This window comes from Leptospira harrisiae (genome assembly GCF_002811945.1).
Lineage (GTDB): Bacteria > Spirochaetota > Leptospiria > Leptospirales > Leptospiraceae > Leptospira_A > Leptospira_A harrisiae.
Genome location: NZ_NPDX01000003.1, coordinates 229,417 through 255,372 on the forward strand (window position 1 = coordinate 229,417; position 25,956 = coordinate 255,372).

The following is a 25,956-nucleotide window of genomic DNA, read 5'->3' on the forward strand; positions in this document are numbered from 1 at the left end:
AAAAAAAGATAAATAAACACTTCCACACCATTCCAATCCAGGAACATTTGAAAGGCATTGGATATCTCTGGACAGTGTAAAAAGTAAGTGAGTTACCTTTTTCACTACATTACTAAATTGCGAAAGAGTGTTTCCCACTGCCTGGTGATTTGTATGCTGTTTGCATTGTTTGGCCGATCCACCAATGAAAACCATCCATTGGAAAAAGTGACTCCCTATCTATCTTCACTGGCTTAACTTAGAAAGTAATTATTTTATTTTAGATTAAATCTAAAACAAAACTCATTCCTAGTAAATGATTTTTTAGACTTAGTCTAATTATTGACAAAAAAAAGCTTCCAGAGAAGGTGAAACTGAGATGGATTTAAGTTACCAAAAAACCAAGGAACTCCTGGAATCTCATGGGATTCGACCCACTTCGCAGAGATTGGAAATGGCACATTTGCTTTTAGAGAGACACCAACATCTTTTTGCTGAAGAAGTTTTCCATTTGGTCAATTCCCACTTTCCGCATGCATCACGAGCTACCATTTTTAATAACCTCAAACTTTTTTCTGAAAAGGGAATGTTAGGTACTCTGGAATTAAAAAGTGGTGTAACACATTTTGATTCCAACATCGGTCCACACCACCATGCTCTCAATGAAGAAACAGGAGAGATCACAGACGTGGAAATGGATCAAGAACTCGAATCTAAAGTATTGGATGAATTAAAGGAAAGTTATTTTAGAAAGACAGGTAAAAATTTAGATAACGTAAAACTAGTCATCACAATGAGAGGGAAATAATTTTCCTCTCGCTTTGACTTCAAAGAAATGAAAACAGTTTATCCTTCCATTGCTTTGAGTGGCATCGGTTCTGTTACCGCAACGATCATCCACGCACTTTATCAAAATTCAATTCCTTTCCAAATTCTTTGTCGTAACAAAAATAGGTATCAGTTTCTATGCGATAATCCAATTCGTTTCCGTGGTCCAAAAGGTAACCTTGTGTCCATTGATTTGAATGGTTACTTAACAAATATTCAAAACTGCCAAGATACATTTGATTATATTTTTATTGGATGCAAAAACCAAAACCTTCTTGAATACTTAGAAGAAACAAAAAAATTCCTAAAGCCTAATGGGAAATTGATACTCATTCAAAATGGAATTCCGGAATCTCATCTAGAATCTTATCAAAGTCAAATCCTTGGTGGAGTTGTGGGATGGAATACTCAAACTTTGCAAGATGGAACTTATTACCAATCAAATGTGGGAAGTCTCATTCTCGGTGGAATTTCTAATTCAAAACCAGATCCAATTTGGAACCTACTGCTTCCACCATACATTCCTTTAATTCTAACAGACCAACTTGCGGGTTATCGCTGGCATAAACTTGCAATCAATGCGATCATCAATGGTTTAGCTGCTTCAAAACAACAAACTTTAGGTGAGTTATTCTTAAATAAAAATTCGCGAAAAGATGCATTAGACACTCTAACAGAAATTAAATCAGTAATGAATGTTTTACAAATTGAAGAACAGGTAGTACCTGGATCGTTTTCCATTCAAAAATTAGGTGGAGGAAAAGGTGCATTACCAACTTGGGTACGCCACATCATACTCATTTTACTTGGCTTAAAATACTTTCGCATTCGTACTTCCATGGTTCAAGATTTGGATAATAAAAGAAAAACAGAAATTGATTATATCAATGGTGAGGTTGTTACAATTGCAAATGACAGAGGTGTCCTTGTGCCAAAAAATGAATGGATTGTTAAGAAAGTAAAAGAGCTTGAAGAAAAAATATAACGAGGTTCGAAAACCTTCGCTTTATTTCCCTAACCTGAGTAGTTCCGAAATAGAGTGATTTGCCTCAAGAGGATGTCTTAATTTTTGTTCTGTTTGGATGATATATTGGTTTCTACGTCCATCTTTGCTTTTTTCTAAAATTTCAGCCTCAACCAAATCCTTAACTATGGCTTGTACTGCACGTTCAGTGATTCCGACAAGCACGGCAACATCCTTCAAACGAATTTCCGGATCCTTACTCAAACACATAAGAACATGAGAATGATTTGAAAGAAAGGTCCATTGCCCTCCTTTTTTAGTGTTATCTAACAATTTTTTCTTTGGCTCTTTTGTCATTTTTCTATCTAAAATTCAAATAGGAGATTCCTTCGAAAAACATAAACTCCTCATGTTCCAACTAAAATCGCCTACTCAATTCATCTACAAAAAAACCAATGAAACGATCCTAGGGAAAATGCCACCTAACTTACTGTGATTCAGTAGATTCACTAGACCATTTATAGTCTCGCACAAGCCAGGCCCAATAAATAAATAAAAATTGGAACGGTAATCGCGCGTACAATGCCCAGATGGGGACTCCATAATCTTTGCCTTCCAAAGCCGTTAATAACATATTGATATTTGCAGGATAAATAGCTAAAAGAAGTATAATGATTCCATAACTTGCCATCTTTCGCATCCGTTCATAAAGCACGAGGGAACCCAAGGTAATTTCTGCAAGTCCACTCGTAACATTCAAAAGTACATGAAAAGGAAGGTAGTCTGGCATCATTTCCAAATAGAATTCAGGAGAGAAAAAATGATTGATACCCGCTGTTATGTAGAACGCCCCGAGAGAATACACGAGAAACTTTTTCATCACCGAACTAGAGCATAGTGGAAAAAAAAATCATTACAAATTTTAGGATGTTTGAAAAATGATTCCCATTCGGATCCATTTCTCCTAACCAGAGAAATGGAAAATTCAGACTTTGCCTGATTCTTTAAGCGACAATCTGCCCTTCTTTTGATTTATAATGACCCAATTTTTCTTCCAAACGTTTGCGACTTTTGATCGTAATTCGGTTTGGTTCAATCACAAGATTTGTATCTGTCATAAATTCATGAATTATTTCTTGTTTGACTTTGATGATCCCACACATATTACAAAGTTCTTCCATCTGGATATAAATTGTATGTGCGTTGGCAAGGCTTTCATCCAAATTTCTGCCCAAACGAATGTCCTGGTCTCGAATGGAATTATACAAATAAGCATAAAGTCGGATTACAGGAGTCTTCAAACGAAGGATAACCAAACGTTGGTGAGAAAACCAAATACGTCTAGCGATGCTCTCGAAGATTTTTTGAAGTAAAGATGGTCCTACCGACTCAAATAAATTTTCAGCTGTGACTCGCAGAATTTTACTTTTTGTTTCGGTTATTGCAGATGCCATTCGCGGAGCATTGTCAATCAATGACATTTCCCCAAAAATTTCTCCAGGTCCCAAAACATCGATTACATATTCATATCCACGAACTATACTGAAAAGTTTGACATTACCTTCTAACACTACGTAGATTTCGTTATTTTTTTCACTTTCAACAAAAAGAATTTCGCCAGCTTCTAAATTGGATTGCATACTATCCCAAACAAAAGGTTTGTAATTTGCTCCAATTGAATTAAGTAATTCTGTAGCTTCTGTTAGGTTATCTGTTGAATTATTTTCCTTTGACCATTTAATAAATGTTTGTAAGGAATAAGCAGCTAAATTAGGTTTTTGCCAAGAAAGATAGGTTCGAGCATTGAGTACCAATCGCTCTGGATGGTAATCGCGGTCCGCAGGTTTATTAGCCTTCGAAAGGTGTTTTTGTAAAGTTCTGAGTTCTCTCGAATACAAACCCAAAATTTTCATTGCGAGTTCTTTTCTTTCTTTGAGGTAAGATCCTAAAAGTCGAATAGGAATTTGAACTAATTCCACATCTGTATCTGCAAACAATGTCACTAAAAACCGATGTTCGGTGAGAGCAGAAACTAGCCCAAAACTATCGCCAGCTTCATAATAAGCAAGTTCATGATCCACAACAATGTGCTCGGAATCGACCGAAACCCGGCCAGACCTGACAATGAAAAAGTTTCCGGTATTGATGGAATTCTGCACAACAATGGCAGCACCTTTTGAATAATTAACAACTTTGATTTCTTCTGCAGACACTGAGTTAAAAATAATGTTTTCGAAGCTTACCAGTCAAACATTTAAATCTGGGAAGTCATCTGGTCCCAAATCAAATCGTACACTTTAATAGCAGAAATTTCTTTTTGGGGATAAAATTTGGCTGTGGAAAAAATGGGGTAAAATTCCCGTTTCTGATGTAATGCCCCATGTGAACCCTTGACCAAACTCGCATCCAAAGGAATCACATCCATCAGATACCGAAACCCTAGTTTTTTACGTAGTAATTTTAACCCTGCCCTAAGTTTGATACCAGGTTTTTTTGGATCCATAAACATTTCACAAGGATCATACCCTGGTTTCCTATGAATATCCACCAAACGCGCATAATCTGGCGCTTTACTATCGTCTAACCAATAATAATATGTAAACCAAGACTCTGAATCGGCTACCACCACTATGTCACCAGATCGTTTGTGGCTGATATGGTGTTTTTTTTGGGCCTTTTTATCTAAAACAAGTTTGATTCCAGGAACAACTTTCAATATGTCTATAATCTGTTTTTGAACACTTGGATCATTACAATAAATATGCGAAATTTGGTGATCAGATACGGCAAAGGCTTTCGATGCACCTGGATCAAGAAGTTCATACCACCTTTCGTTACGAACAGAGATCAGCCCATTTTCTCTTAGAATCCTATTGATATGAATTGGTCTATGAACTGGAGTAATTCCATATTCAGACAGTAGGATAATCTTGGTATCCTTTGATTCATAGTATTCAATTAACTTTTGCAAAACAGAATCTAATTGCAAAAGTTCATTTTGTATCTTTGATACATCAGGACCAAATTTCTGAAGGCAATAGTCCAAATGTGGGAGATAAACAAACGTTAATTTAGGATTGTATTTTTTATCAACATAGATAGTTGCATCGGTGATCCATTGTGTGGACTTGATATTGGCATTTGGTCCCCAAAAATGAAATAGTGGAAATTGTCCTAAGGCTGATTGTAATTCTTCCCGAAGTTCTGGAGGGTAAGAATAACAGTCGGGAGCTTTGACTCCATCGGCATGATACTGCGGCCTTGGGGTGACAGAATAATCTGCACTAGAGTACATATTGTACCAAAAAAACATTTTTGAACATGTAAAGTTGGGATCAATTTTTTTGGCCTTTTCCCAAATCTTTTCTGCAGTTACTAAATGATTGGATTGTTTCCAAAATTTAATTTCAGCATCTTCATGATCATACCATCCGTTTCCAACGATTCCGTGTTCGCTCGGCCATTTACCCGTTAAGTAAGTTGATTGAGCACTCGTAGTGACGGCAGGTAACATCGGTTCTATCAGAAGAGTATTTCTTTTCGCCAAAAAATTTTTTAAAAAAGGTGTGTAATCACCCACCAAGTTACTGCTAAGCCCAACAACATCAATAACGACGGTTTTTTGAAACGACTGATTCTTTGACTGTTTCATTTTAATTCCTACTTACTAGAGTTCTTCGCCTAAAACAGTTTTAACCCATTCCAACTCTCGAATGATTGAATCGGTTATGGGAACCTGTAATTCCTTGGGCAAAACACCCCAAGTATATGTTTCTACTTCTAAAGCGTTAGTAATCAAATATTGTTTCTGTAAATTTAAAAGTTCCAGCAGTTCTTTTTGAGTAGAAGTCAAAAGGCCATAAGATTCTAAAAACACCGGCACGTGGAAATGGATTCTCCATTCAACAAATTGGTTTTTACCATTGCGAATCGCTTCTGGCAAATCAGGATATGAATCTAATACTTTTCCTTCTGATTGGATGACAACTTGGTGCAGATATGTTGGCTCATCAAAACTGGAAACTAGTTCCAACAATCGATCGGTTTCACTTGAAAACTTGACTTTTAATGCAGAACTAATTTGAATTCGCCCAACTAAAATGGAATGTTTTGAAAGTATTTTAACAATCATTTGGCTGTCTTGAAAACTAACAGCTGCGTGGCATGCATCCAAACAAATGCGGATATGATTTTTTGCCATTTGTTCAGCAATTTCTAAACTAACATCCCATTTTGCTTGGATCATCGGAATGACGACAGGAAGGAAATCCTCCAGAAACCAATGCACCCATAGTTTTACATTGCCTAAAATTCCATCAGGCTCTGGTTCTAGATCCAAATGTAATGTTTGACCACTTTCAATTTTGATTTGGATCAAATCTAACGTAACATCTGCAATTTGTTTGGTTGCGACAAATTTTCTTTTTATACGAGAGGATTCTTCTGAATCAAAATAAAAATAAGACAATGGAGGTGTAGAAACTCCTCCTTCCATTCCCTGAGGCAGCAATTCAGAAAGAATTTTAAACAAACGCAATGTATAATCTAACCGATCTTTGGTTGTCCAATCCGGTTGGTATACACTTTCTTTCACAACGGTTTCATGAAAACCGCCGTAAGGAAATCCATTGATTAAAAATACATAAAACCCTTCTTTGTTTAACCAGCTTTTAAACTCACCTAATCTCTGCGGGTTCAGCAGCTCTATAGAGGCTTCATTGGCGATACGCAGTCCAAGACCCATAGGTGCGTTGGGAGATACTTTTTGGCGAATAACAGGCAAGTTTGATTTTAAATGAAAAAAATGGTCTGACCAAGATTCGCCAGGGTGGATATTAGAACAATAAGTTAGGTGGCCATATTTTGTTCTCATACGAAATGTTCCAAAAAGTCAACGGAAGATGCTAAAGAGGTTAAATCCATTTCGTGCACTTCTTTAGTTACACCAATACCACATAACAACATTATAGTGAGTTTTCCTCCAAGATGTTCTTGAAACTCTTTTAATCCTAAAAATAAATTTTGTTTATCTTTTTCAGATAACTTGGGATGGTAAGTCGCAAATCCTAATTGTTTCAACAATTTTAGGATACGATCCCTACTTTCTTCTGACAAAAGATTCATCTGAAAGGAATAAATGGAATCCAAAGCCATACCAATGGCCACTGCTTCACCGTGACGTAAAAAAAACTCAGTTAAGTATTCTAATTTGTGAGCGGACCAGTGTCCAAAATCCAAAGGCCTTGAAGAACCAAATTCAAATGGATCCCCATTGGCAATATGATTCATGTGAAGTTCCGCACAACGATGGATTAAATATGACATTGTTTCTAAATTTCGATTTTTTAATCTTATGGCATTCGATTCTATCCAATCAAAAAAACTTGGATCTTTGATGAGAGCAACTTTGATAGCCTCAGCCATTCCAGACCGCCAATCACGATCATCTAAACTTTCTAAAAAACTTAAGTCGTTGAACACGGCGATAGGTGGCGAGAATGTTCCTAGGAAATTTTTTTTTCCTTGGTAGTTAATGCTGTTTTTGACTCCTACACCGGAATCATTCTGTGATAAAACCGTAGTTGGGATGCGAACCAACCGTATACCTCGGTGTGATACGGAAGCCACATAACCAACTAAATCAAGAATGGCCCCTCCACCAATGCCTATGATATAAGAATGACGATCGATTCCAAAACGATCGACTGCACTGATCAATGATTCCCAAATTTTCGGATCGTTTTTACAAGTTTCTCCACCGGGAACGATCATTATATCTTCCGTTAGCTGAACTTCTGAAGAAATTTCTAAAAAATAATTAAGAATTTCTGAAACTAAATTTGGGAAATGAATGATTAAACCTTCATCCAAAACAACCAAAGCTTTTTTTGTGACCCCTGTTTTATTTTCTGAAATAAAAAAACGAGACAAAGTTGGATTTTCTGGATGAAAAATCCTTTTGGTAAACTGCACCGTATAACGGAATTTAACTTCGAACTCAGACGAAAGAGAAGGGAATTTACTTTCAAACATAATTAAACTTCAGGTTACCGAAAAATATTTTGCCAATAAGAGGGAGACTGGTAATAAACAAAGAATAAAAACTGCAACAAATACAAAACCAAAACTGGAAGCGAACGTTGCATTTAAAATAATCAAAGATAGAACTCCCATTTTTACCGCCTTACCAATCTTTGGTCCCACTGGGGATTGATATGCGGAAATAAGAGGAGGAAAAATCATTCCAAAATGTAAGAGAGCAAAGGGAAAACTAAAGAAAAAATTTCCTAATCGAAAAGAAAGAATCAATTGAGAAACTACTACCATAAGACACAAAACACCAGCCACCATCAATGGAGTTTTTTTACCACCATGGACTTCATCTCGACTAATCATTGTAATCGCACCGATATACACAATCGGAAGAACGGATAAAAAAAATTGATATAATTCGATATTTTCCACCAAACTCATTCCCAAAACCAAATTACCACCTCGACAAATCCCCATAACAAGAGGACCTAAAACTGGATGGTGTTTTGCAAATCGATTGTATGCAAGAATTGAAAAAACAATAAAGATAGAAATCCATCCACTTTGGTTTTGATAGAGGTAGGCAAAAAGAATTCCAATTCCAAGTAGGACAGAACCAAAAATCAATGCGGAATGCTTTGATACCTTCCCACTAGGGATGGGACGTTCTGGCCTTTCTTTTGTATCAATTGCAATATCAAAAAAATCATTTAAGACAACACCGCCACCATACAAACATATGGTGGAAAATAAGAGTAAAATTGGCGATTTGTCATTCCAAACAAAACCCACAATCGCCATACCCGCTAGAATATCAGCAAGTGCTGTGACTACATTAGCGGGTCTAAGTAAAGTTAGGTAACCTTTAAAATTCATTTATTGGATTAACAAAGAGTTTTTATTGATCACGGGTTGTTGGCCACCACGAAGAATTGAGTTTCCATGAAATTTGGCATTTGGGTCAGGTAAAAATTCCAAATCAAAATCACTAACATCAATCTGACCACTTTTTGCAAAGGCATCTATCGCATTTTGATACGTTACCATCCGAATCACTTCTTTTGGAATGCCACGTTGAATCATCAGTGCTGCAGTTTTCGGAATTGCAAGTGGATCAGAAATTCCCCAATCAGCACTTGAATTAATCATGATTCTCTCTGGACCATATTTTTCCACAACAGAAACCATCCTTTCATTTCCCATTTTGGTAAATGGATAAATAGTAAAGGCTGCCCAAAAACCTTGGTCTAACACTGATTTAACTGTTTCTTCATTGTTATGATCTACCACAACCCAAGACGGATCTAAACCATGTTCGATGGCAATCGACATACTTCTTTCTGTTCCTCTTTTTTTGTCTCGATGAGGAGTATGAATTTGTACAGGCAACTTTGCTTTTTTTGCAAGTTCTAGTTGCAGCCGGTAATACTTTTCTTCTAAAACAGTTTGGTCATCAAAACCAATCTCACCAATTCCAACTACACCTTCTTTATAAGCAAATAATGGCAAAATTTCCATTACCTCTTCCGCAAGATGTTCGTTATTTGCTTCACGAGAATTTAATCCTATTGTACAGTAATGTTTGATTCCAAATTGCGAAGACCGAAACCGTTCCCAACCAACTAGACTACTATAATAATCTTTGAAACTAGAAAGGCCAGTCCTAGGTTGTCCTACCCAAAATGCAGGTTCAATGATTGCAACAATTCCTGCCTTTGACATATTTTGGTAATCGTCTGTTGTCCTTGATACCATATGGATATGTGGATCAAAAAATCGCATATCTTTGATTAGGTTCTCATAATCTTCCCATAACAAATCACGGTGTGTCGGAGAATCTTCAGAATGAAGAGTCGACTCAAAATGAGAAGGATTTTTCTTTTGTTCGTTTGGGTTCTGGCACATTGGCTATAACTAAGGAATGGACTCTAACTTAGACCAATCCAAATCTCCATTTTTTATTGATAATTCTAATTCTGGATGTTTTGTTAATAAAGAGCGGATTTTAGGTTCTTCGGATTCAAAACAAACAAGAGCAGCAGCCTCTTTTTCATAGTTCTCATCAGAAGCCAACATACGAACTAACATGTACGAATGATTGTCATTTGAAAATGGACTAATGAGTCGCAAAATTTGAGGGGGAACTTTTCTACCAGCAGCAAACCGTTCATCGATAAAATCAGAAATGCCAATTGCCAGTTCTTTATTGGTACGCCTTTCTAATCCATATATCCAATGGATCGGTTTTCCGTTAAATATTGTTTTTAGAACCAATTGATTCCATGCAGCTTCTGGAAAATACAACTCAGGGTATGGATTCATAAGAGAGATTGCATCAAATACAAATCCCATATTTGAACGAACAGCATCGGTGGCTCGCGCCAACCATTCCCATGGATAAGGTAGGAGTGACAAAGCCGAATATAAAGCCACCAATTCATTTAACTCAGCAGTATCAAAAAGTGTCTCAATATTTTTAATACACTCATCTTTTGGATTTTGAGGAATGTGTAAAAGTAACCAAACCCTAGTTAATCGAACCAAAGTCCATCCTTCAACTTGAAATCCAGGTAAATGAGGAATCAAACTACCTCGTGATTTAGAATCATAAGAAATATTTTTTTTTGATATAAAACGTGGTGCCGCGACAAATGCAGTCATTAAATCCAAAACATCTGATTGACTTTTTTTTTCTAACCATTCACGTTCCGATTTTGTAGTTTGATCAAAAACGAATTGAGTAAAATCTGTTGTTAAGTTTGCATTCATGAGAAAGAGATATTTGAAATCTTCTGACCTAGGGTCACTTCGTAAATCAAATAATCTGAATCAGATTCCGATTCTTGAACAATTGGCTTGTTTTTAAGGATCAATTTTGTAAAATTAACAAAGAATTGAATATAAATTTCAACAATTCATTTGAATATCTAAAATCTCAACTAAATCAAAACAAACAAGGAAATCCATTGGAAAAATTACCACACTCAGTAGAAACTGTAGATGAGATTCTAGGCAAAACAAAAGATTGGATTCAAAAAGCTGTAATCGGACTGAACCTTTGTCCTTTTGCAAAACCTACCTTTCAATCAAATACGATCCGTTATGTGGTAAGCAATTCTCAAAACAACAAAGAACTATTAGTTCATCTAAAAATAGAACTAGAATTCATTGCATCAAAGGATCCGCAGTTGGTTGAAACTTCACTACTCATCCATCCCTATGTACTCAATGAATACCTTGACCAAAACGACTTTTTGGATGAAGCAGATAACCTCCTTCGCAACTTGGATTTAGAAGGTGTCATACAAATCGCCAACTTTCACCCAATGTTTCAGTTTGCTGATAAAAATATAAACGACATAACAAATTTTGTGGGCCGGGCACCATACCCTATATTACATCTGTTACGTGAAGATTCTATTTCTCGAATCGTTGACACACATCCAAATATTGACAGCATATTTGAAAACAACAGAAAAACAATGCAGAAATTGGGTCATGAAGGTTGGAATAAACTTGGTTTATAATTTCTTTCCTAATTTTCAATTTAATTCCTATGACAAATCCTAGGATTCTTACCAACCCCAAAATATAAGATTTGAATGTTGTTACAAACTATATCCACTGGCTCAAAACACAGGTGGTATCAAATGTACGCAGGCAAGCATCGAATGATCATTGGTCTCTTATGGTTAGGAGTTATTTTATTTTCCATTGCAATGCCACTGGAAGCACAGTTCATCACCCCTACGAAAAAAGAAATACCTGAAACACCGCCCCCACCTCCACCTCCGCCGCCACCAATACCTGCTCCACCGGAGGAACCCGCAGAATATGTCAGTCCGCTAAAAGGTAATTTGACTGGTGAATACTTAAAAAGCCTCCAAGTCACCGCAAAACAAAGAAAGGCAATGCAAGAAAATACAAATCTTTGGTTTGCTGATAGGTTCCGTGTTGGGTTTGGAATTCGGCCAAAAGCAGATTCACTCTATAATACTGACTTTGACAGATCTACACCTGACAACCGCAACACTGTCAGTAACCAAACTCAGTTTTATATTATTGGAGATTTAACTCCAAATGTTTTATTTAAAATTACGATGCAAGATGTTCGCCTTTGGGGTGGAGAAATCACAAGTGGAGCAGCAGATCAAAAATATGGAGTGATCCCCAATGGCGGAACTCTCATTGACACCACCAAACAAAGAGATGTTGCATTGAATAATAACACTGGATTCCGAGAAGCATTTGTAGATTTAAAAACCACCAACCAAATGTTTCGAGTGCGTACTGGTCGCCAAATTTTAGATTATGGAGACGGTAGAATTTTAGGTTCTCGGAATGATAGTCTAAATGGAAACGCATTTGATGCTGTCCGAACCACAATCACAATCCAGAAACAAAGTTTAGATTTTTTTGGATCCGTCGTTAGCTCCGAAAATAATGCCAACAGTATGGTTTCTAACAATTCCACAAAACTTGGCGGAACAGGAAACGCATCTTATTATGGCGCACACTACGGTTATAAACCTTGGGATTGGTTAGGAATTGAAATGTATAATTTCACTCTTTATAAACAAAAACAAAAAGCAACCAACACAACTGCTAACTATGGCTCCGATATTTATTATCGAGGTCCAGACCAACTCAATACCTCAGGCTTTCGTTTAACCAACAGAACCAAAAACAATACAATAACGAGTGAAACAGGCATTGATTGGATGGTGGAAGCAGCTTGGCAAACAGGATTTAATGGAGAAAGAGTATCCCCCGATTGGCTAAACCAAACCGGGACCTACGCGACCAATAAAAAAACAGGTGAAGCTCCTCCACTATCTTCACGAGTGCAATACAAAGCAAATATCGTAGCAGTCCAATTAGGGTACACTCCTGTAAAAGAGTTTCGAATTGGAGTACAATATGTCCAAGCATCAGGAGATCCGAACCGAAATGACGGAAGTATTGCAACATACAATCCACTCTTTGCAACAAGAAGGATGGCTGGTGGTGGTATGCCATTTTCTGGAAACGGTAATTCAGGGATGGTATTCTGGCAGAATATAAAAGACTACTCCGTTCATATCAAATATGAATCAGCAAAATGGGGAATCTTTATTTTAAACCCACATTGGTATTATAAAGTAAAACTACAAGACGGCTATTATGATAATAATAACTATGTAGCTGGAAGTAAAGCGACAGGTGAAACTGCATCAACTGAAGACTACTATAACACTGAAGCATACAATCCAAACCGCCCTAAACTAGGGAGACATGTTGCAACAGAAATTAATTTTATCTATATCGTAACACCATTTGAAAATGTTTCCTTTTGGTTTGGTGCAAGTTCTCTTTATGCAGGGGAAGCCATTAGAAATCAAAAAAACAATCCATACGAAACAGATCCTTACCATCGATACGATTTCAAACCAAACTCAAGTTACTTTACTTTCCAGAGTGTGTTTGCAATTTGATAACTATACAAAAGTCATTCTTAAGCCAGAATTTTTCTGGCTTTTTTTCAACCTCTCCAACTAAATCTTCTTTAGAATTTTGTTGACCACATAACAAAAAAAACATTCACTATAATTCAAATAAAAAAACTTGGTTACAAAATGAGAATTACCATTTTACTAGCGATCACATTATTCAGCTGCAGGTTTAAACCGGAAATTTTACCTAACATCCCCAATCAATCTTCTGCGATTGTGTTCGAATTTGTGATACCAAAAATCCTAATGGGAAATTTCTATCCGGAAAGGGTAATGTTAGTAAAACTAGACAAATCGAAACAGCAAATCAGTGAGTTGAAAATAGTTGAGACAAATTTTTTCTCACGTTCAAGATATTATGTTTTCAATATTGAGCCCGGTGAATATGCGATTGTTGGTGCACATGTACACGAAAATGATCCACAAACGAAAAAAGAAGCTAACGTGTATTATATCATGGATCGGAAAAATCTCGAAAAATCAAAGTTTACTGTGAAAGCAAATCAAATTATTGTATTAGGAAAATACGTAGCAGACTTTAACCAAAGCGAATTGGGTGTTGATCCTGATATGGACAATGTGGGGGAATCTATAGTTGGAAGTTTCAAAACAAGTTTCAGCACAAAAATTAGCTCTGCTATTATTTCCTCCCTGCTAACAGGTGACGCTGGCCAATCAGATAGTTCAGGGTATTCAGGATTTAAAGAAATCATTCAAACACCAGAAATAATTGAAGAAATCAAAAAACAAACAAAACTAGATTTAGAAGAAACAAAGTGGTCTTCTATACCAATACAATAATGTTTCTTAAAAGTTAGTTTTATGGGAAGGTTTAGAGAGAAAAGCAATGCCATCCAAAATCAAATCCAACCCAAACTCAAAATTATGAAGTCCATTGTATTTTTTTGTCACAACTTCTTTGGTTAAACGAGTTAAGTAAGTATAAGGACTTTCTTCCAAACTAGGCATGAATTCTTTTGCTGTTTGAGCATATTTTTTGGAATCGATAGGGAAATTCAATTCCTGTAAAATATAACCATATATATGGCTATCAATGGCATTGATAATATGATCAGCCGACGGTAGTGAATATCCAGCACAATGAAGACAACCAAGTGAAGCATCAAAATAAGATAACATGGCAGGGCCCACATTAATTCTAGAGACAATCAACATTGGTGACCAAGGATGTAAATTTAGAATTTTTCTTGCTGATCTTGCCCTTTTTTTCATTTCTTTTTTCCAGTTGCCGCCTATCTTAGGTAAGGTGATCTGTGAAATGACTGTATCCACCATTCCATCTAAAAGATCATTTTTATCTTTAACATAATTATATAATGACATTGCTTCTACACCAAGACGTAATGCCAAACTGCGCATTGACAATTTTTCCAAACCGAATTCATCGGCTAGATTGATTGCTGTATCTAGAACCAATTCCTTAGAAAGTGGTTGCCGCTTTCTAATTTTTGTTATTTGAGAATTTTTTACTGGCGTTCGTTTCTTCTTTTTTACCATAAACAAATCCTTATATCCTAAATTTTGCTATACCCATTTTAAAAAATACAAATAATCAGTAAATAAATTTCATTGACAAACTTACATCGTAAGTTCATCTCCTTAATAGGAGCTACCTTTTGAAAGTTATCGCCTATAGAAATTATGGAACACCGGATGTTTTACAATTGGAAGAATGGGAAATACCAACACCAAAAAAAAATGAAATCAGAATCAAAATTTACAATACCGCCGTTAATTCTGGTGATTGGCGCATTCGCAAGGCAGATCCTAAACTAGCCAAATTATACTTTGGGATTTTTCGTCCGAAACAACCCATTCTAGGAATATCAATTTCAGGTGTCGTTGATTCTATCGGAGAAAACGTAACTCAATTTAAAATTGGGGATAAAATTTTGGGATCCACGGGAATGCGATTGGGAGCATATGCAGAATTTACATGTATTCCAGAAACATCTGTCATTACAATCTTACCTGAAGAAATTTCTTTTGCAGAAGGAGCTTGTTTGTCTTTCGGAGGATTGACTGCACTTGATTTTATTCAAAAGTGCAACCTACAAAAAAAACAAACCATCATTGTTTATGGTGGTTCCAGCTCAGTAGGAACGGCTACTATCCAATTGGCAAAACTATTTGGAGCTACCGTCACCGCTGTTTGTAGCAAGAATAACTTTGAATTGGTGAAATCCATCGGTGCCGATTTTGTTATGGATTACAAACAATTTCATTCAGATGATCACAGAACTCAATATGATGTGGTATTTGAATGTGTAGGAAAATCATCTATTGTATCCAATTTACGTCATCTCTCAATAGGTGGAGTTTTAGTTTTAGTTGGTGCTTCCTTCAAAGAAATGTTTCAAGCTGCTTGGATTTCTCTAACCAAACGCATCAGTATTAAATTTGGACCAATCGCGGAGACTTTAGAAAATTTAAAGTTATTAACGGAACTCACTAGAACAAAAAAAATAAAGGTGGTGATTGATAAAACTTACAGCTTAGAAGAAATGGCCGAGGCACACAGATATGTGGAAGCTGGACATAAAAAGGGGAATGTAGCAATCAATATCTTAAGTTAAAAAATGAATGTTTGTTATTTGCCTTGCACCAAAATAATAAATACCGAAACGAGTAAGTTTTGCCCTTCCCGTTTCTTTCATTTTTTATTTTTGAATGGGTGGTAATACATAAAACAAAATTGCAAAAAAGTGACAAAGGCTTCCAGAGAGAACAAATAGATGCCATATTGCATGGTTGAATGGTAAACTATCCCAAAGATAAAATATCACACCAACCGTATAACTAAGTCCTCCGGCCACAAGCCAAGTGATCCCACCTACACCGATGGCAGTCCGAATGTCTTTAACAACAAAAATTGCAAGCCAACCCATCAGAATATAAACCACAACTCGGGCACCGCTGTATTTTCCCGGAAACAGTAATAATAATAAAACTCCTGCAAATGCCAAAATCCATACGACAAGAAACAAAGTCCATCCCCACTCCGAATTTTCTCGCAAGCTAACAAGAGTAAACGGAGTATACGTTCCAGCGATTAACAAATAAATTGATGCATGATCTATTACTTTAAAAATTCGTTTGGTAGCCGTATGATAAATCCCATGATACAAAGTAGAAGCAAGATACAAAAGAATGAGTGTTGCTCCATAAATAGCTGAACTAACAATATGCCAAACATTCCCATAAAGAACTGCCATTGTAAGTAAAATTGAAAGGCCTGCAATACTCAATCCTCCACCAATTCCATGTGTAACTGCATTAGCGATCTCATGTCCAATGGAGTATTCATGAATGGTATCTATGAGTTCGCTCGTAGTATGTTGAGGAGAATTCAACTGCAAAGAAGAGGCTACAGAATTTCTTTCAGCGATCGTTTTGGACTGTTTTGTTTGTTTATTTGGAGTTTTGTTGGAACGATTTGATTTTTTAGCTGGATTGATTTTGGATTTTTTCGCTTTCATGATACTTTCGTTACTGCAATTTAGTTTCTCTGTTTTGCAAACGTCAATCGAAAGAAATCATATGATTGACGATAAGGCCAAAAGGAACAAATTTTATAAAATCAACATTTTCTTTTTGTTCTTATTTGAGGTCTACTGATGCAGCCCAATTTCAAAACTTCCACTTGGTGGTTGAATTCACTAAATGATACATTATTGTATCTGGGTGTAGACAATACAGGCCTTTCCGAAGAGAATGCTTCCCTTCGACTTCAAAAATTTGGGGACAATCGTTTTGTGAATCGAAACACAAAACCAATATGGAGACAACTTTTATCTCGATTTAGAAATCCTCTAATTCTACTTCTGCTATTTGCAAGTGGGGTTTCTGCCTTCATGGGAGAAATTTCCAACTTCGTGATTATCTCTGTTTTAGTTTTTTTTAGTGTCCTTTTGGATTTTTTCCAAGAACACAAAGCAGGAAAGGCTGCAGATCAATTGCGTCAGTCCGTTTCCGTACATACATCAGTGTTACGAGATGGGCAAACAAAAAATTTTTCCGTTTCAAAGATTGTTCCTGGTGATATAGTGTTACTCTCAGCTGGTGACATGATACCTGCCGATGGACGGGTGTTAGATGCAAAGGATTTTTTTGTCAAACAAGCATTACTTACTGGAGAAACCTATCCAGTAGAAAAACATTCGGGAGAAGTAAATTCAGATACAAATGATATCACAGAAGCCTCTAATGCTGTATTTATGGGAACATCAGTCATTAGCGGTAGTGCAAAAGTCCTCATTGTAAACACAGGACTTAATACGGCTATGGGTGCAATTGCAGATAACTTAAACCTTTCTCCACCACCAAACTCATTTGAAATAGGTACTGAAAAATTTGGTATCTTGATTATGAGGATGACTGTCCTTTTAGTTCTTTTTGTACTTTTAGTGAATGCAATTTTACTAAAACCTTGGTTAGATTCTTTTTTATTTGCCGTTGCCTTAGCTGTAGGATTAACACCAGAACTGTTGCCGATGGTAATTTCGGTAACATTATCACGTGGTGCCATGATGATGGCAAAAAAGAAAGTAATCGTAAAACAGCTCTCCTCAATCCAAAACCTTGGCTCTATGGATACACTTTGTACGGACAAAACAGGAACACTAACCGAAGCAAAAATTAAACTCGAAAAACATGTAAACCCAGAAGGAAAAACAGACCAACGAGTATTGGAATTAGCCTATCTTAATAGTTTTTTTGAAACAGGCTTAAAAAGTCCGTTGGATGAAGCTATCTTAGAACATGAAGAAATTTCTGTCAAACTTTGGACCAAAATTGATGAGGTTCCATTTGACTTTGAAAGAAGAAGAGTTTCCGTTTTATTAGACCAATCGGAAACAAAAAAACGAATGCTTGTGGTAAAGGGTGCTCCAGAAGAAATCATTCGACTTTGTACAAATTATGAAACTGAAAAAGAATCGATTCAACCTGTAGACAAAAACGCACTTGAAAAAATTCGAACTGTGTATACCTCCTTAGAAAAAGAAGGATTTCGAGTTCTTGGAATTGCTTGGAGAGAGGAAAACCTAGAACACAAACATGCTGTGGTGAGTGACGAAACCGAATTAACTCTTTCTGGATTTGCAGCATTTTTAGATCCCCCCAAAGAAAGTGCAAAGACAGCATTATCTGCATTAAACGAGATAGGCGTCGTTGTCAAAATCATCACCGGGGATAGCGAACTAGTCACTCAACATGTATGCACCGAATTAGAAATACCTATCCAAGGAATCCTCACAGGTAAGGAACTGGAAACCATGGATGATTCAGCACTTAACATTCAAGTCGAGTCAACCAATCTATTTTGCAGAATGAACCCTTCGCAGAAAAACAGGATCATTTTAGCTTTAAAACAAAGAGGTCATGTGGTTGGTTATTTAGGTGACGGAGTAAACGATGCTCCTTCACTTCATTCAGCAGACGTTGGATTGTCAGTAGATTCTGCAGTGGATGTAGCCAAAGAAGCAGCAGATATGATTCTGTTAGACCATGATTTACGCGTGTTATATGATGGTGTTCAAGAAGGAAGGAGAACTTTTGGAAATATCATGAAATACATTATGATGGGTACAAGCTCTAATTTTGGAAATATGTTTAGTATGGCCGGAGCCGCGTTGTTTTTACCATTTCTACCAATGTTACCCACACAAATTCTCCTTAATAACTTTTTATATGACCTTTCGGAAGTGCCAATTCCATTAGATGAGGTGGATAAAGAAGAATTAAAATTTCCTCGAGTGATGGACATTAGTTTCATTCGCAATTTTATGTTAACGATAGGACCGATTAGCTCTGCCTTCGACTTTTTAACTTTTTATGTGATGTTAACTATTTTAAATGCAAACGAAGCATTGTTTCAAACGGGTTGGTTTGTGGAATCCCTTTGTACACAAGTTTTAGTAATATTTATCATTAGAACAAGAGGGAATCCACTGAAAAGTAGGCCTCATCGATTGCTTGCGATTGTATCACTCAGCGTTGCAGCAATTGGAGCTTTTTTGCCATTCACTTCTGTAGGAACCTATTTTGGACTAGTTCCACCACCTTTGGAATTTTATCTTATCTTGGCCTCTATGGTTGTGATTTATTTAGTGATCGTAGAATCAGTAAAACAAATTTTTTACTATGTTCATGATCAAAAAATGAAACTCTTGCGCCAGGGATCGTAGCGAAAATCCTTTGCACGAATGTGCAAAGATTGGAGCGGAGAGCCCGGTCGAGTCATCAATAGATACCAATGGTACAACCAAATCGAGGCGCCCCGGTCCAAACGGATGTCATTCGGATGGTTTTTTCTTTTTATCGTTTTTCTTTGATTTTGCCTCTTTGGCTTTTTCGTTCATTTCCTCTTTTTTCTCTTCCCGTTTTTCTTTTTTAGCAGATTTTATCTCTTCTAATGTAAGAGAGCCATCAGCGTCTTTGTCAAGTTCGGTGAAGAATCCATCATGGAACTTTTGCCATTCTTCTTTGGATACCTTGTTATCGGAGTTGGCGTCCATTTTTTTAAAATGTTCCCCTGCCATTCCATTTTTCCCGTGGCCCTCGTGGTCATGAGCAAAAACGGAAGTTACCGCAACAAAGGTTAAACCAGTCAAAACAGTTAGAATTTTTTTCATAAAAAACCTCTGCCGAATTTTTTAACAAATTTGGATTCGAGTCAACCCCTTCACGAACTTTTATCTTTGGAATTTTTTTATATTCATTCTATTTTTTTATATCCTTACGATTCTTGTTCGTTTATCATTTCTGTACGAATGTCCTTGGAAACAAACAATGAACCAAAGAAAGTATTTAATCAATGTAGCATTTTTCCTTTTTATTTTTACGAGTTTTTCGATCCATACAGAAACGACTGACAAAGAAGATTGCTCGAGACCCATTGCCGATCGTGACTGGGAAATTTCGCAATCGATCGAATCTGAATTTGATCAAAAAAAGTTTTGTTTGTATGTGAATGAAATTAGTTCTGATGAAAGTGAATTCCATTCCTTCGTAATCGAAAGGCACGGAAAATTAATCGCAGAAGTTTATAACACAAGAAAAGATCATCCGTTTAACAAACGCTATGGTCTAAGATTTCCTTTTGATGGGGAAACAAAATTTGATGCGAACATCTTACACGATGTGAGGTCAGTCAGTAAATCGGTTGTTTCTTTACTATTTGGAATTGCAATTGATAAAAAGATGATCGATAGAGTAGATATGCCAGTTCTTTCTTTTTATCCTGAGTTATCGATTCCCGCCGATGATCCCAAACAAAAAATTACCTGGAGACACCTTTTAACAATGAGTAGTGGACTCGATTGGGAAGAATGGAGGTATGGATTTTTATTTAGTGATGAGACGAAACTCCTTTGGAAAAAGGACATCCCTAGTTTTGTTTTTGATAGAGAAATGTTACAACCACCAGGAACGAAGTTCAAATACAATGGAGGAGGAACATCAGTTCTTTCGGCTATTCTAATTCAGAAAACTGGCAAACCATTAAAGGAACTAGCCAAAGAATGGTTATTTGATCCATTAGAAATTCAAAACTTTGAATGGGTAGAAGATCAAAATGGAAGAGCTCTTGCGCATGCAGGACTTAGACTAAAACCAAGAGATATGTTAAAGATAGGAAGGTTGGTTTTAAATCGTGGCAATTGGAAAGGAAAACAAATTGTTTCCAAACAATGGTTAAACGAATCTCTGGAACACCAAATAGATTCAGAAGTTAAAATATTTAGAAAAGATGGAAGGTCTCTTGGTTATGGATACCAATGGTGGCTCGGAGAAACAGTTTTTATGGAGAAAAAAATCCCTTGGTCATTGGCACTAGGGAATGGAGGCCAACTTATTTTTTCCATCCCTAGTTTAGATATGGTGATTGTCACCACAGCCGGTGGTTATGGAGATCCGACCGCCATCCAAAGAATTTTGGACCTTGTCGAAAAAATCATAACAACCGCTAAGTGAAATGTTACATCCCCTGTTTACCCAAAATTTTGAATTCGATACAAAGAGGATTGAGCGATGGCGGCACTATCAATGACATAAGCCTTACAATCTTTTTCCCAAGTTTCTCTGATTTTAGAATCTTTGATTTGAGTAATGGATTTTTCGTATAACAAACTACAAATGTAACGAGTCATTTGGATCATTAGGTTTTCTGCAACAGTTTCTTTTTTTACTTCTTCCAAAATGTTACGCATCACACGAATGGATTCTTCTAACACTCTTTCTTGTTCCAAAAGAAATATTGAAGGTGATAGAATTTCCGCTTTCAAAGAATTAAGATACTTTCTGAAGTTTCCGTCCCCCGCCATCCCTGCAAGGATAGCCCCTGTTGCTATACGAACATGAATTTGGCTTGTACCTTCATAAATGGTATTGATACGAGAATCTCTAAACATACGAGAGATATCGTAATCTTCAGTGTAACCGGCTCCACCAAACACTTGTACTGCTAAATTTGTACATTTATGTCCTTCTTCGGAACTATAATACTTTGCCATCGGTGTGAGTGTGGAGGCAAGTGTGGACCAGTATTTTACTTTTTCATCTTTTCGGATTTCTCTGTCATCTTTTCCAGCTTTTTCCATACGGATTTGGTGGTGTTGGTACATATCAATCACTCGAGCCGTTTCTAAAGTGAGAAGACGCATTGCATTTGTTTCCCGTTTGATTTTATGAATCATCTCTGCCACGGCTGGAATTTCTCCAATTGGTTTTCCGAATTGTTTTCTTTCCTGCGCATACTTTACACATTCAAAATAAGCAGCAGCTCCCCCACCACATCCACCGGAAGCACTCACAAGACGCATAAAGTTTGTCATACCTGCCGTATAACGAGTGAGACCAAGGCCTTCTTCCCCTAAAATTTCACCGTAAGTATTGTCATAAACGATTTCACAAGTCGGCGAAGCATGGATTCCCATCTTTTTTTCGATGCCTGCCACAAATACATCTTCACTTTTAACAATGAATACAGAAAGACCTCTCGCGCCACCCTCTGATTTTCCAGTGCGTGCCAAAGTAAGAAGTAAAGCGGGATGGTCACCCAAACCACATCCTTGGGAAATAAATCGTTTGGTTCCTGTTAAACGGTAACTTCCATCCTCTTGTTTGACAGCGACTGTTCTTACATTATTAAGATCTGATCCGTAGTCAGGTTCCGTGAGAGACATGGCAAACAAACATTCACCGTTGGCAGCCTTTGTGGCATAAGTTTCCACTTGTTCTGGGGTTCCGAACCGGTCCACAATTTGTGCTAAGTTGAGTAAGGTAGTTGTCATACAAAATGCAACATCGGCTCTTGCCATAAGCATTGCATACAGTGCACCAACAGTTGCTGGGAATGCAAGACCACCGGCTTCTCTGGAAAGAGAATATGCCATAAGGCCGGTGTTACGAAATTTTTCGTAGATCTCTATGGTTTCTTTAGGAAAAATTACCTTTCCATTGGAATACTTAAGTTCATTCCGATCCATGGATTGGGATTTTTGAGAGACGTCGTTTCCAAAAAAATCTCCCATTGCATCCAAACTGGAAGTGTATAATTCGAAGGCTTCTTCTTTTGTGGACGGAGCCATTTCATAACGAGGGTTATTTGTTTTTACAAATGTTTGGTGGTCAAAAAAACCTTCCCCTTCGGTTTCTTTGATGATGGAGTCCCAATCCAATAGTTGGTTAAAAATTACCTGTAAATCTTCGTCTTCTGAAAAATAGTTATTTGCGATCATGTTTTATCTCCTAATGAATGCTATGCGCAGCATCTAAACCTTCTAAAAATGCCCTTTTGGCATCGATGTTCCTTGGATCTTTTGCTCCACCAATCACGATGGTTTGTTTGTTTGGGTATTTGGTTTGGTATTCTTCTAAAACTGAAGACTCCTTTTCCTGACCAACACACAAAATTAGAGAATCACAAGGATACAAAAATTCCTCTCCGTTTTTTAATTCTACTTTTAAACCCTCTTTTGTGACCTCTTTGTAAGTCAGTCCATGATAGAACTCAACTCCCACAGACTCTAACTCTTGTTTGAGTGCCCAAAATGTTGTTGGCCCAAGACCCGCTCCGTGTTTTCCATTTCTACGAAACACAGCTACATCCCGGTGCGCTTTTTCTTTTTGAACTACTGCATTGGTAAAAGAGCTGATATTGTATTTTTTATCATATGAAATTAAAGTAGGATCTTCCTCTTCTGTCAACCTGTGAGCTACATCCACTCCAATTCCCCCTCCACCAATCACTGCCACACGTTTGCCTGGTTTGAATTTTCCCGTGAGATACTCAGTATAATTTCCAGACGGAAGATTTTCTAGTCCTTTTAAGGAAAACTCACGCGGTTTCACACCACTGGCAAAAATCGTAACATCGGGATTTTCTGTTTCTAACAATGTTAAGGTTGCATCTGTATTCAAACGAATGTCTACACCAAGGGCTGGAAGTTCATTGGTAAAATAACGAATCGTTTCTTTAAACTCCGACTTACCCGGAATGTTGGATGCTAGTTGGAATTGTCCACCAAGGACATTTGCCTTTTCGACTAAAGTGACTTTATGTCCAAGACTGGCACTGGCTCGTGCTGCTTCTAGACCAGCAGGGCCTGTTCCAATCACTAGAACTTTTTTCGGATCCTTTGTTTTTGGTTTCGAATATTCTAATTCATGTACAGCTTCTGGATTTACGATACAAGAAACAAATTTTTCTTGGAAGGCGTGATCCAGACAAGCTTGGTTACAAGCCACGCAAGTGTTGATTCGTTCCGACATTCCCTCTTGGAATTTTTTTACGATGGCTGGATCGGCAAGGAATGGCCTTGCCATGGAAATGATATCGGCCCTATTTTCATCAAAAACTCTTTGCATGGTAATCGGATCATTGACTCGGTTGGAGGCAATGATAGGAACACCAGGTGTATTTTCTTTGATCCGACTGGCGATGGAAACCCAAGCCCCTCTTGGAACTAGTTGGCTTATGGTTGGGATTCTTGATTCATGCCAACCAATGCCTATATTGAGTGCAGAAACTTTTTCATCTCGTAAAACTTGTGCTAGCTGAATCACTTCCTCAAAACTTGGATTTCCTGGGATAAGATCAATTCCCGACATTCTGAAAATTACAGGAAAACCTTCGGGTAATTGTTTTTTAACGGCACGAAGGACTTCTATGGATAAGTTCATCCTTCTTTTGGCATCTCCACCAAAATAATCATCTCTCTTGTTCGTTACAGCAGAAAAAAACTGATTTAAGAGATAACCTTCGCTTCCCATAATTTCGACGGCACCAAACCCCGATTCATGTGCCAGTTTTGCAGCAAGTCCAAAGTCTTCGATGGTTTTCCAACACTCCTCTTCTGTAAGGGCTTTTGGCACATAACGATTGATTGGTGCACGAATGGCCGAAGGTGCTACACAATTTCTGTCTGCGGCATAACGTCCTGCATGAAAAAGTTGGGCACACATAGTTCCTTTGCCTAAAAGAAGTTCGTTCATACGTTTTAACTCTTTGGCATGGTCTGGATTTTGGATGTTAAAAAAAGTACGAGATCCTTTTCCTTCCTCATTCACACTGATCCCACCCGTAACGATAAGAGACACTCCACCTTCAAAACGTTTGCCATAAAAGGCAGCCATTCTTTCGGCAGTGCCGGTTTCTCCTTCCACACCAAGGTGCATGGATCCCATAATAAAACGATTGGGGAGTGTTAAGTTTCCAATGGAAATAGGTGAAAATGCTGTATTCATACTCGTTAAAAATCCTTAAATCCGAATAATTTACCATTGGTAATATTTAAATCAACTTAGGCAAGCCGTAAAATTACCACCGGTAATTAACACTAGTCATTAAAAGACTGAAACGTAGAATTGGGGAAATGGCGGTTTCTAAAAAAAAAATAGGTCCCAAAAAACCAAAACCAGTGGGTCGCCCTTCCAAAGAAAATGGGCTCAATGTCCGTGAGGCTCTCATCCACGCAGGAGTGGAACTTCTCGAAAACACATCATTAGAAGATATTTCTTTACGCAAAGTGGCCGCAAAAGCCGGAGTGAGTCATGTCGCAAGTTACCATCATTTTGAAAATAAACATGCCTTATTTGCGGCGATTGCCGAGATCGGTTTTCAAAAGTATTTTGAAACTTACCAAAACGAATTACAAAAAACAGATAAAGACTTCAAGGGAAGATACCTAGCCCTTGGATGGACCTACTTTCAATTCATTATGGCCAACAGACAGTTCGCAAGGATTATGTTTGGTGGGACAGGAGTGGATGTAAAAACCCATCCCAGTTTACTCGCAGTATCAAGAAGAACCTATCGGCAGTTACACGAAATCATTCGAATGGGCCAAAACCTAGGACATTTAGAAAAAGGGAATACAAGAGAAAAAACCTTAGCCTCTTGGGCCATGATCCATGGAATTGCTATGTTGTTTTTGGAAGGTCGTTTGCAGATGAAAAACGATATAAAGGAAATGGAAAAATTCATCCAAACCGTAACCGAGTATGCATACGTAGGAATGAAATCCGTATAACCCGGAACGTTCAGGATTCAAATCCCCTCCTATTCTCGAACAAACTGTCCAATCTCAATTGATAAATAAATTGCCTGATTGACAAAATTAGTTCTTAAAAACAACT

The 25,956-nt window shown here is 37.3% G+C and carries 23 protein-coding genes; 9 read left to right on the forward strand and 14 right to left on the reverse strand.

All coding sequences use genetic code 11. The annotated features are described in order from the left end of the window. Positions 1-358: 358 nt before the first annotated feature. Positions 359-787, forward strand: coding sequence for a peroxide-responsive transcriptional repressor PerRA (gene perRA, locus CH364_RS12810; RefSeq protein WP_100744521.1), 429 nt, complete (start codon positions 359-361; stop codon positions 785-787). A 27-nt stretch (positions 788-814) separates the two neighbouring features. After that, positions 815-1,792, forward strand: coding sequence for a ketopantoate reductase family protein (locus CH364_RS12815; protein ID WP_100744520.1), 978 nt, complete (start codon positions 815-817; stop codon positions 1,790-1,792). Between the two features lie 21 nt (positions 1,793-1,813). Here the strand turns inward: CH364_RS12815 and CH364_RS12820 are convergent, their stop codons facing one another. The 9 genes from CH364_RS12820 to CH364_RS12860 form a co-directional block, all read right to left on the reverse strand. Then, entirely contained in the window at positions 1,814-2,128 is a 315-nt protein-coding gene (locus CH364_RS12820; protein WP_100744519.1) for a MarR family transcriptional regulator, read from the reverse strand. Positions 2,129-2,258: 130 nt separating this feature from the next. Then, a complete protein-coding gene (locus tag CH364_RS12825) occupies positions 2,259-2,651 on the reverse strand; it encodes a DoxX family protein (protein WP_207762272.1) in 393 nt (130 codons plus the stop codon). Between the two features lie 124 nt (positions 2,652-2,775). Further along, positions 2,776-3,984 (reverse strand): Crp/Fnr family transcriptional regulator, encoded by a 1,209-nt coding sequence (locus CH364_RS12830; protein WP_100744517.1) that lies wholly within the window; start codon positions 3,982-3,984, stop codon positions 2,776-2,778. A gap of 41 nt (positions 3,985-4,025) precedes the next feature. Beyond that, entirely contained in the window at positions 4,026-5,423 is a 1,398-nt protein-coding gene (locus CH364_RS12835) for an alkaline phosphatase family protein (protein ID WP_100744516.1), read from the reverse strand. Between the two features lie 15 nt (positions 5,424-5,438). Next, complete coding sequence (gene eboE / locus CH364_RS12840; RefSeq protein WP_100744515.1) at positions 5,439-6,644, reverse strand: metabolite traffic protein EboE; 1,206 nt, start codon at positions 6,642-6,644, stop codon at positions 5,439-5,441. Next, positions 6,641-7,804: a 3-dehydroquinate synthase gene (locus CH364_RS12845; RefSeq protein WP_100744514.1), complete on the reverse strand. Its 1,164-nt coding sequence runs from the start codon at positions 7,802-7,804 to the stop codon at positions 6,641-6,643. The genes eboE and CH364_RS12845 overlap by 4 nt, the downstream gene beginning before the upstream one ends. A gap of 9 nt (positions 7,805-7,813) precedes the next feature. Next, entirely contained in the window at positions 7,814-8,680 is an 867-nt protein-coding gene (gene eboC / locus CH364_RS12850) for a UbiA-like protein EboC (RefSeq protein ID WP_100744513.1), read from the reverse strand. Next, positions 8,681-9,709 carry a TatD family hydrolase gene (locus CH364_RS12855; RefSeq protein ID WP_100744512.1) on the reverse strand — a complete coding sequence of 343 codons (1,029 nt, stop codon included), beginning with the start codon at positions 9,707-9,709 and terminating at the stop codon, positions 8,681-8,683. Positions 9,710-9,718: 9 nt separating this feature from the next. Beyond that, positions 9,719-10,573: an EboA domain-containing protein gene (locus tag CH364_RS12860; RefSeq protein WP_100744511.1), complete on the reverse strand. Its 855-nt coding sequence runs from the start codon at positions 10,571-10,573 to the stop codon at positions 9,719-9,721. Between the two features lie 197 nt (positions 10,574-10,770). Here CH364_RS12860 and CH364_RS12865 point away from each other — a divergent pair, with 197 nt between their 5' ends. From CH364_RS12865 to CH364_RS12875, 3 genes are all read left to right on the forward strand, one after another. Further along, positions 10,771-11,331: a DUF1415 domain-containing protein gene (locus tag CH364_RS12865; protein ID WP_100744808.1), complete on the forward strand. Its 561-nt coding sequence runs from the start codon at positions 10,771-10,773 to the stop codon at positions 11,329-11,331. A 123-nt stretch (positions 11,332-11,454) separates the two neighbouring features. Beyond that, positions 11,455-13,278: an alginate export family protein gene (locus CH364_RS12870; protein ID WP_100744510.1), complete on the forward strand. Its 1,824-nt coding sequence runs from the start codon at positions 11,455-11,457 to the stop codon at positions 13,276-13,278. Between the two features lie 291 nt (positions 13,279-13,569). Continuing rightward, positions 13,570-14,097, forward strand: coding sequence for a hypothetical protein (locus CH364_RS12875; RefSeq protein WP_244280412.1), 528 nt, complete (start codon positions 13,570-13,572; stop codon positions 14,095-14,097). A gap of 6 nt (positions 14,098-14,103) precedes the next feature. On the opposite strand, the gene CH364_RS12880 is transcribed toward CH364_RS12875, so the two are convergent. Beyond that, the gene (locus CH364_RS12880; RefSeq protein WP_100744508.1) at positions 14,104-14,814 is read right to left on the reverse strand and encodes a TetR/AcrR family transcriptional regulator C-terminal domain-containing protein; all 711 of its coding nucleotides are present in this window, start codon (positions 14,812-14,814) and stop codon (positions 14,104-14,106) included. A gap of 119 nt (positions 14,815-14,933) precedes the next feature. Between CH364_RS12880 and CH364_RS12885 the strand changes: the two genes are divergently transcribed. Beyond that, the gene (locus CH364_RS12885; protein WP_100744507.1) at positions 14,934-15,893 is read left to right on the forward strand and encodes an NAD(P)-dependent alcohol dehydrogenase; all 960 of its coding nucleotides are present in this window, start codon (positions 14,934-14,936) and stop codon (positions 15,891-15,893) included. A gap of 84 nt (positions 15,894-15,977) precedes the next feature. Here the strand turns inward: CH364_RS12885 and trhA are convergent, their stop codons facing one another. Further along, a complete protein-coding gene (gene trhA / locus CH364_RS12890) occupies positions 15,978-16,796 on the reverse strand; it encodes a PAQR family membrane homeostasis protein TrhA (protein WP_100744506.1) in 819 nt (272 codons plus the stop codon). Positions 16,797-16,934: 138 nt separating this feature from the next. Here trhA and mgtA point away from each other — a divergent pair, with 138 nt between their 5' ends. Further along, complete coding sequence (mgtA, locus tag CH364_RS12895) at positions 16,935-19,505, forward strand: magnesium-translocating P-type ATPase (protein ID WP_100744505.1); 2,571 nt, start codon at positions 16,935-16,937, stop codon at positions 19,503-19,505. A gap of 108 nt (positions 19,506-19,613) precedes the next feature. Here mgtA and CH364_RS12900 read toward each other — a convergent pair whose 3' ends face one another. After that, the gene (locus CH364_RS12900; protein WP_100744504.1) at positions 19,614-19,952 is read right to left on the reverse strand and encodes an EF-hand domain-containing protein; all 339 of its coding nucleotides are present in this window, start codon (positions 19,950-19,952) and stop codon (positions 19,614-19,616) included. 157 nt (positions 19,953-20,109) lie between these two features. Between CH364_RS12900 and CH364_RS12905 the strand changes: the two genes are divergently transcribed. Next, positions 20,110-21,291, forward strand: coding sequence for a serine hydrolase domain-containing protein (locus CH364_RS12905; RefSeq protein WP_100744503.1), 1,182 nt, complete (start codon positions 20,110-20,112; stop codon positions 21,289-21,291). Positions 21,292-21,308: 17 nt separating this feature from the next. Here CH364_RS12905 and CH364_RS12910 read toward each other — a convergent pair whose 3' ends face one another. Together CH364_RS12910 and CH364_RS12915 are read right to left on the reverse strand one after the other, a co-directional pair. Beyond that, positions 21,309-23,057: an acyl-CoA dehydrogenase family protein gene (locus CH364_RS12910; protein ID WP_100744502.1), complete on the reverse strand. Its 1,749-nt coding sequence runs from the start codon at positions 23,055-23,057 to the stop codon at positions 21,309-21,311. Positions 23,058-23,067: 10 nt separating this feature from the next. Further along, positions 23,068-25,065 (reverse strand): oxidoreductase, encoded by a 1,998-nt coding sequence (locus tag CH364_RS12915; protein ID WP_100744501.1) that lies wholly within the window; start codon positions 25,063-25,065, stop codon positions 23,068-23,070. Between the two features lie 128 nt (positions 25,066-25,193). Here CH364_RS12915 and CH364_RS12920 point away from each other — a divergent pair, with 128 nt between their 5' ends. Continuing rightward, positions 25,194-25,850 (forward strand): TetR/AcrR family transcriptional regulator, encoded by a 657-nt coding sequence (locus CH364_RS12920; protein ID WP_100744500.1) that lies wholly within the window; start codon positions 25,194-25,196, stop codon positions 25,848-25,850. Positions 25,851-25,956: the final 106 nt, after the last annotated feature.

Excerpts from the sequence above, each read along its gene's own strand:
- CH364_RS12875 (WP_244280412.1), top strand. The coding sequence starts at position 13,570 with ATGTTAGTAAAACTAGACAAATCGAAACAGCAAATCAGTGAGTTGAAA.
- CH364_RS12870 (WP_100744510.1), top strand. The coding sequence starts at position 11,455 with ATGTACGCAGGCAAGCATCGAATGATCATTGGTCTCTTATGGTTAGGA.
- eboE (WP_100744515.1), bottom strand. The coding sequence starts at position 6,644 with ATGAGAACAAAATATGGCCACCTAACTTATTGTTCTAATATCCACCCT.
- eboC (WP_100744513.1), bottom strand. The coding sequence starts at position 8,680 with ATGAATTTTAAAGGTTACCTAACTTTACTTAGACCCGCTAATGTAGTC.
- CH364_RS12835 (WP_100744516.1), bottom strand. The coding sequence starts at position 5,423 with ATGAAACAGTCAAAGAATCAGTCGTTTCAAAAAACCGTCGTTATTGAT.
- CH364_RS12860 (WP_100744511.1), bottom strand. The coding sequence starts at position 10,573 with ATGAATGCAAACTTAACAACAGATTTTACTCAATTCGTTTTTGATCAA.
- CH364_RS12920 (WP_100744500.1), top strand. The coding sequence starts at position 25,194 with ATGGCGGTTTCTAAAAAAAAAATAGGTCCCAAAAAACCAAAACCAGTG.
- CH364_RS12845 (WP_100744514.1), bottom strand. The coding sequence starts at position 7,804 with ATGTTTGAAAGTAAATTCCCTTCTCTTTCGTCTGAGTTCGAAGTTAAA.
- CH364_RS12900 (WP_100744504.1), bottom strand. The coding sequence starts at position 19,952 with ATGAAAAAAATTCTAACTGTTTTGACTGGTTTAACCTTTGTTGCGGTA.
- CH364_RS12815 (WP_100744520.1), top strand. The coding sequence starts at position 815 with ATGAAAACAGTTTATCCTTCCATTGCTTTGAGTGGCATCGGTTCTGTT.
- perRA (WP_100744521.1), top strand. The coding sequence starts at position 359 with ATGGATTTAAGTTACCAAAAAACCAAGGAACTCCTGGAATCTCATGGG.
- CH364_RS12910 (WP_100744502.1), bottom strand. The coding sequence starts at position 23,057 with ATGATCGCAAATAACTATTTTTCAGAAGACGAAGATTTACAGGTAATT.
- CH364_RS12915 (WP_100744501.1), bottom strand. The coding sequence starts at position 25,065 with ATGAATACAGCATTTTCACCTATTTCCATTGGAAACTTAACACTCCCC.
- CH364_RS12855 (WP_100744512.1), bottom strand. The coding sequence starts at position 9,709 with ATGTGCCAGAACCCAAACGAACAAAAGAAAAATCCTTCTCATTTTGAG.
- CH364_RS12820 (WP_100744519.1), bottom strand. The coding sequence starts at position 2,128 with ATGACAAAAGAGCCAAAGAAAAAATTGTTAGATAACACTAAAAAAGGA.
- trhA (WP_100744506.1), bottom strand. The coding sequence starts at position 16,796 with ATGAAAGCGAAAAAATCCAAAATCAATCCAGCTAAAAAATCAAATCGT.
- CH364_RS12880 (WP_100744508.1), bottom strand. The coding sequence starts at position 14,814 with ATGGTAAAAAAGAAGAAACGAACGCCAGTAAAAAATTCTCAAATAACA.
- CH364_RS12905 (WP_100744503.1), top strand. The coding sequence starts at position 20,110 with ATGAACCAAAGAAAGTATTTAATCAATGTAGCATTTTTCCTTTTTATT.
- mgtA (WP_100744505.1), top strand. The coding sequence starts at position 16,935 with ATGCAGCCCAATTTCAAAACTTCCACTTGGTGGTTGAATTCACTAAAT.
- CH364_RS12825 (WP_207762272.1), bottom strand. The coding sequence starts at position 2,651 with ATGAAAAAGTTTCTCGTGTATTCTCTCGGGGCGTTCTACATAACAGCG.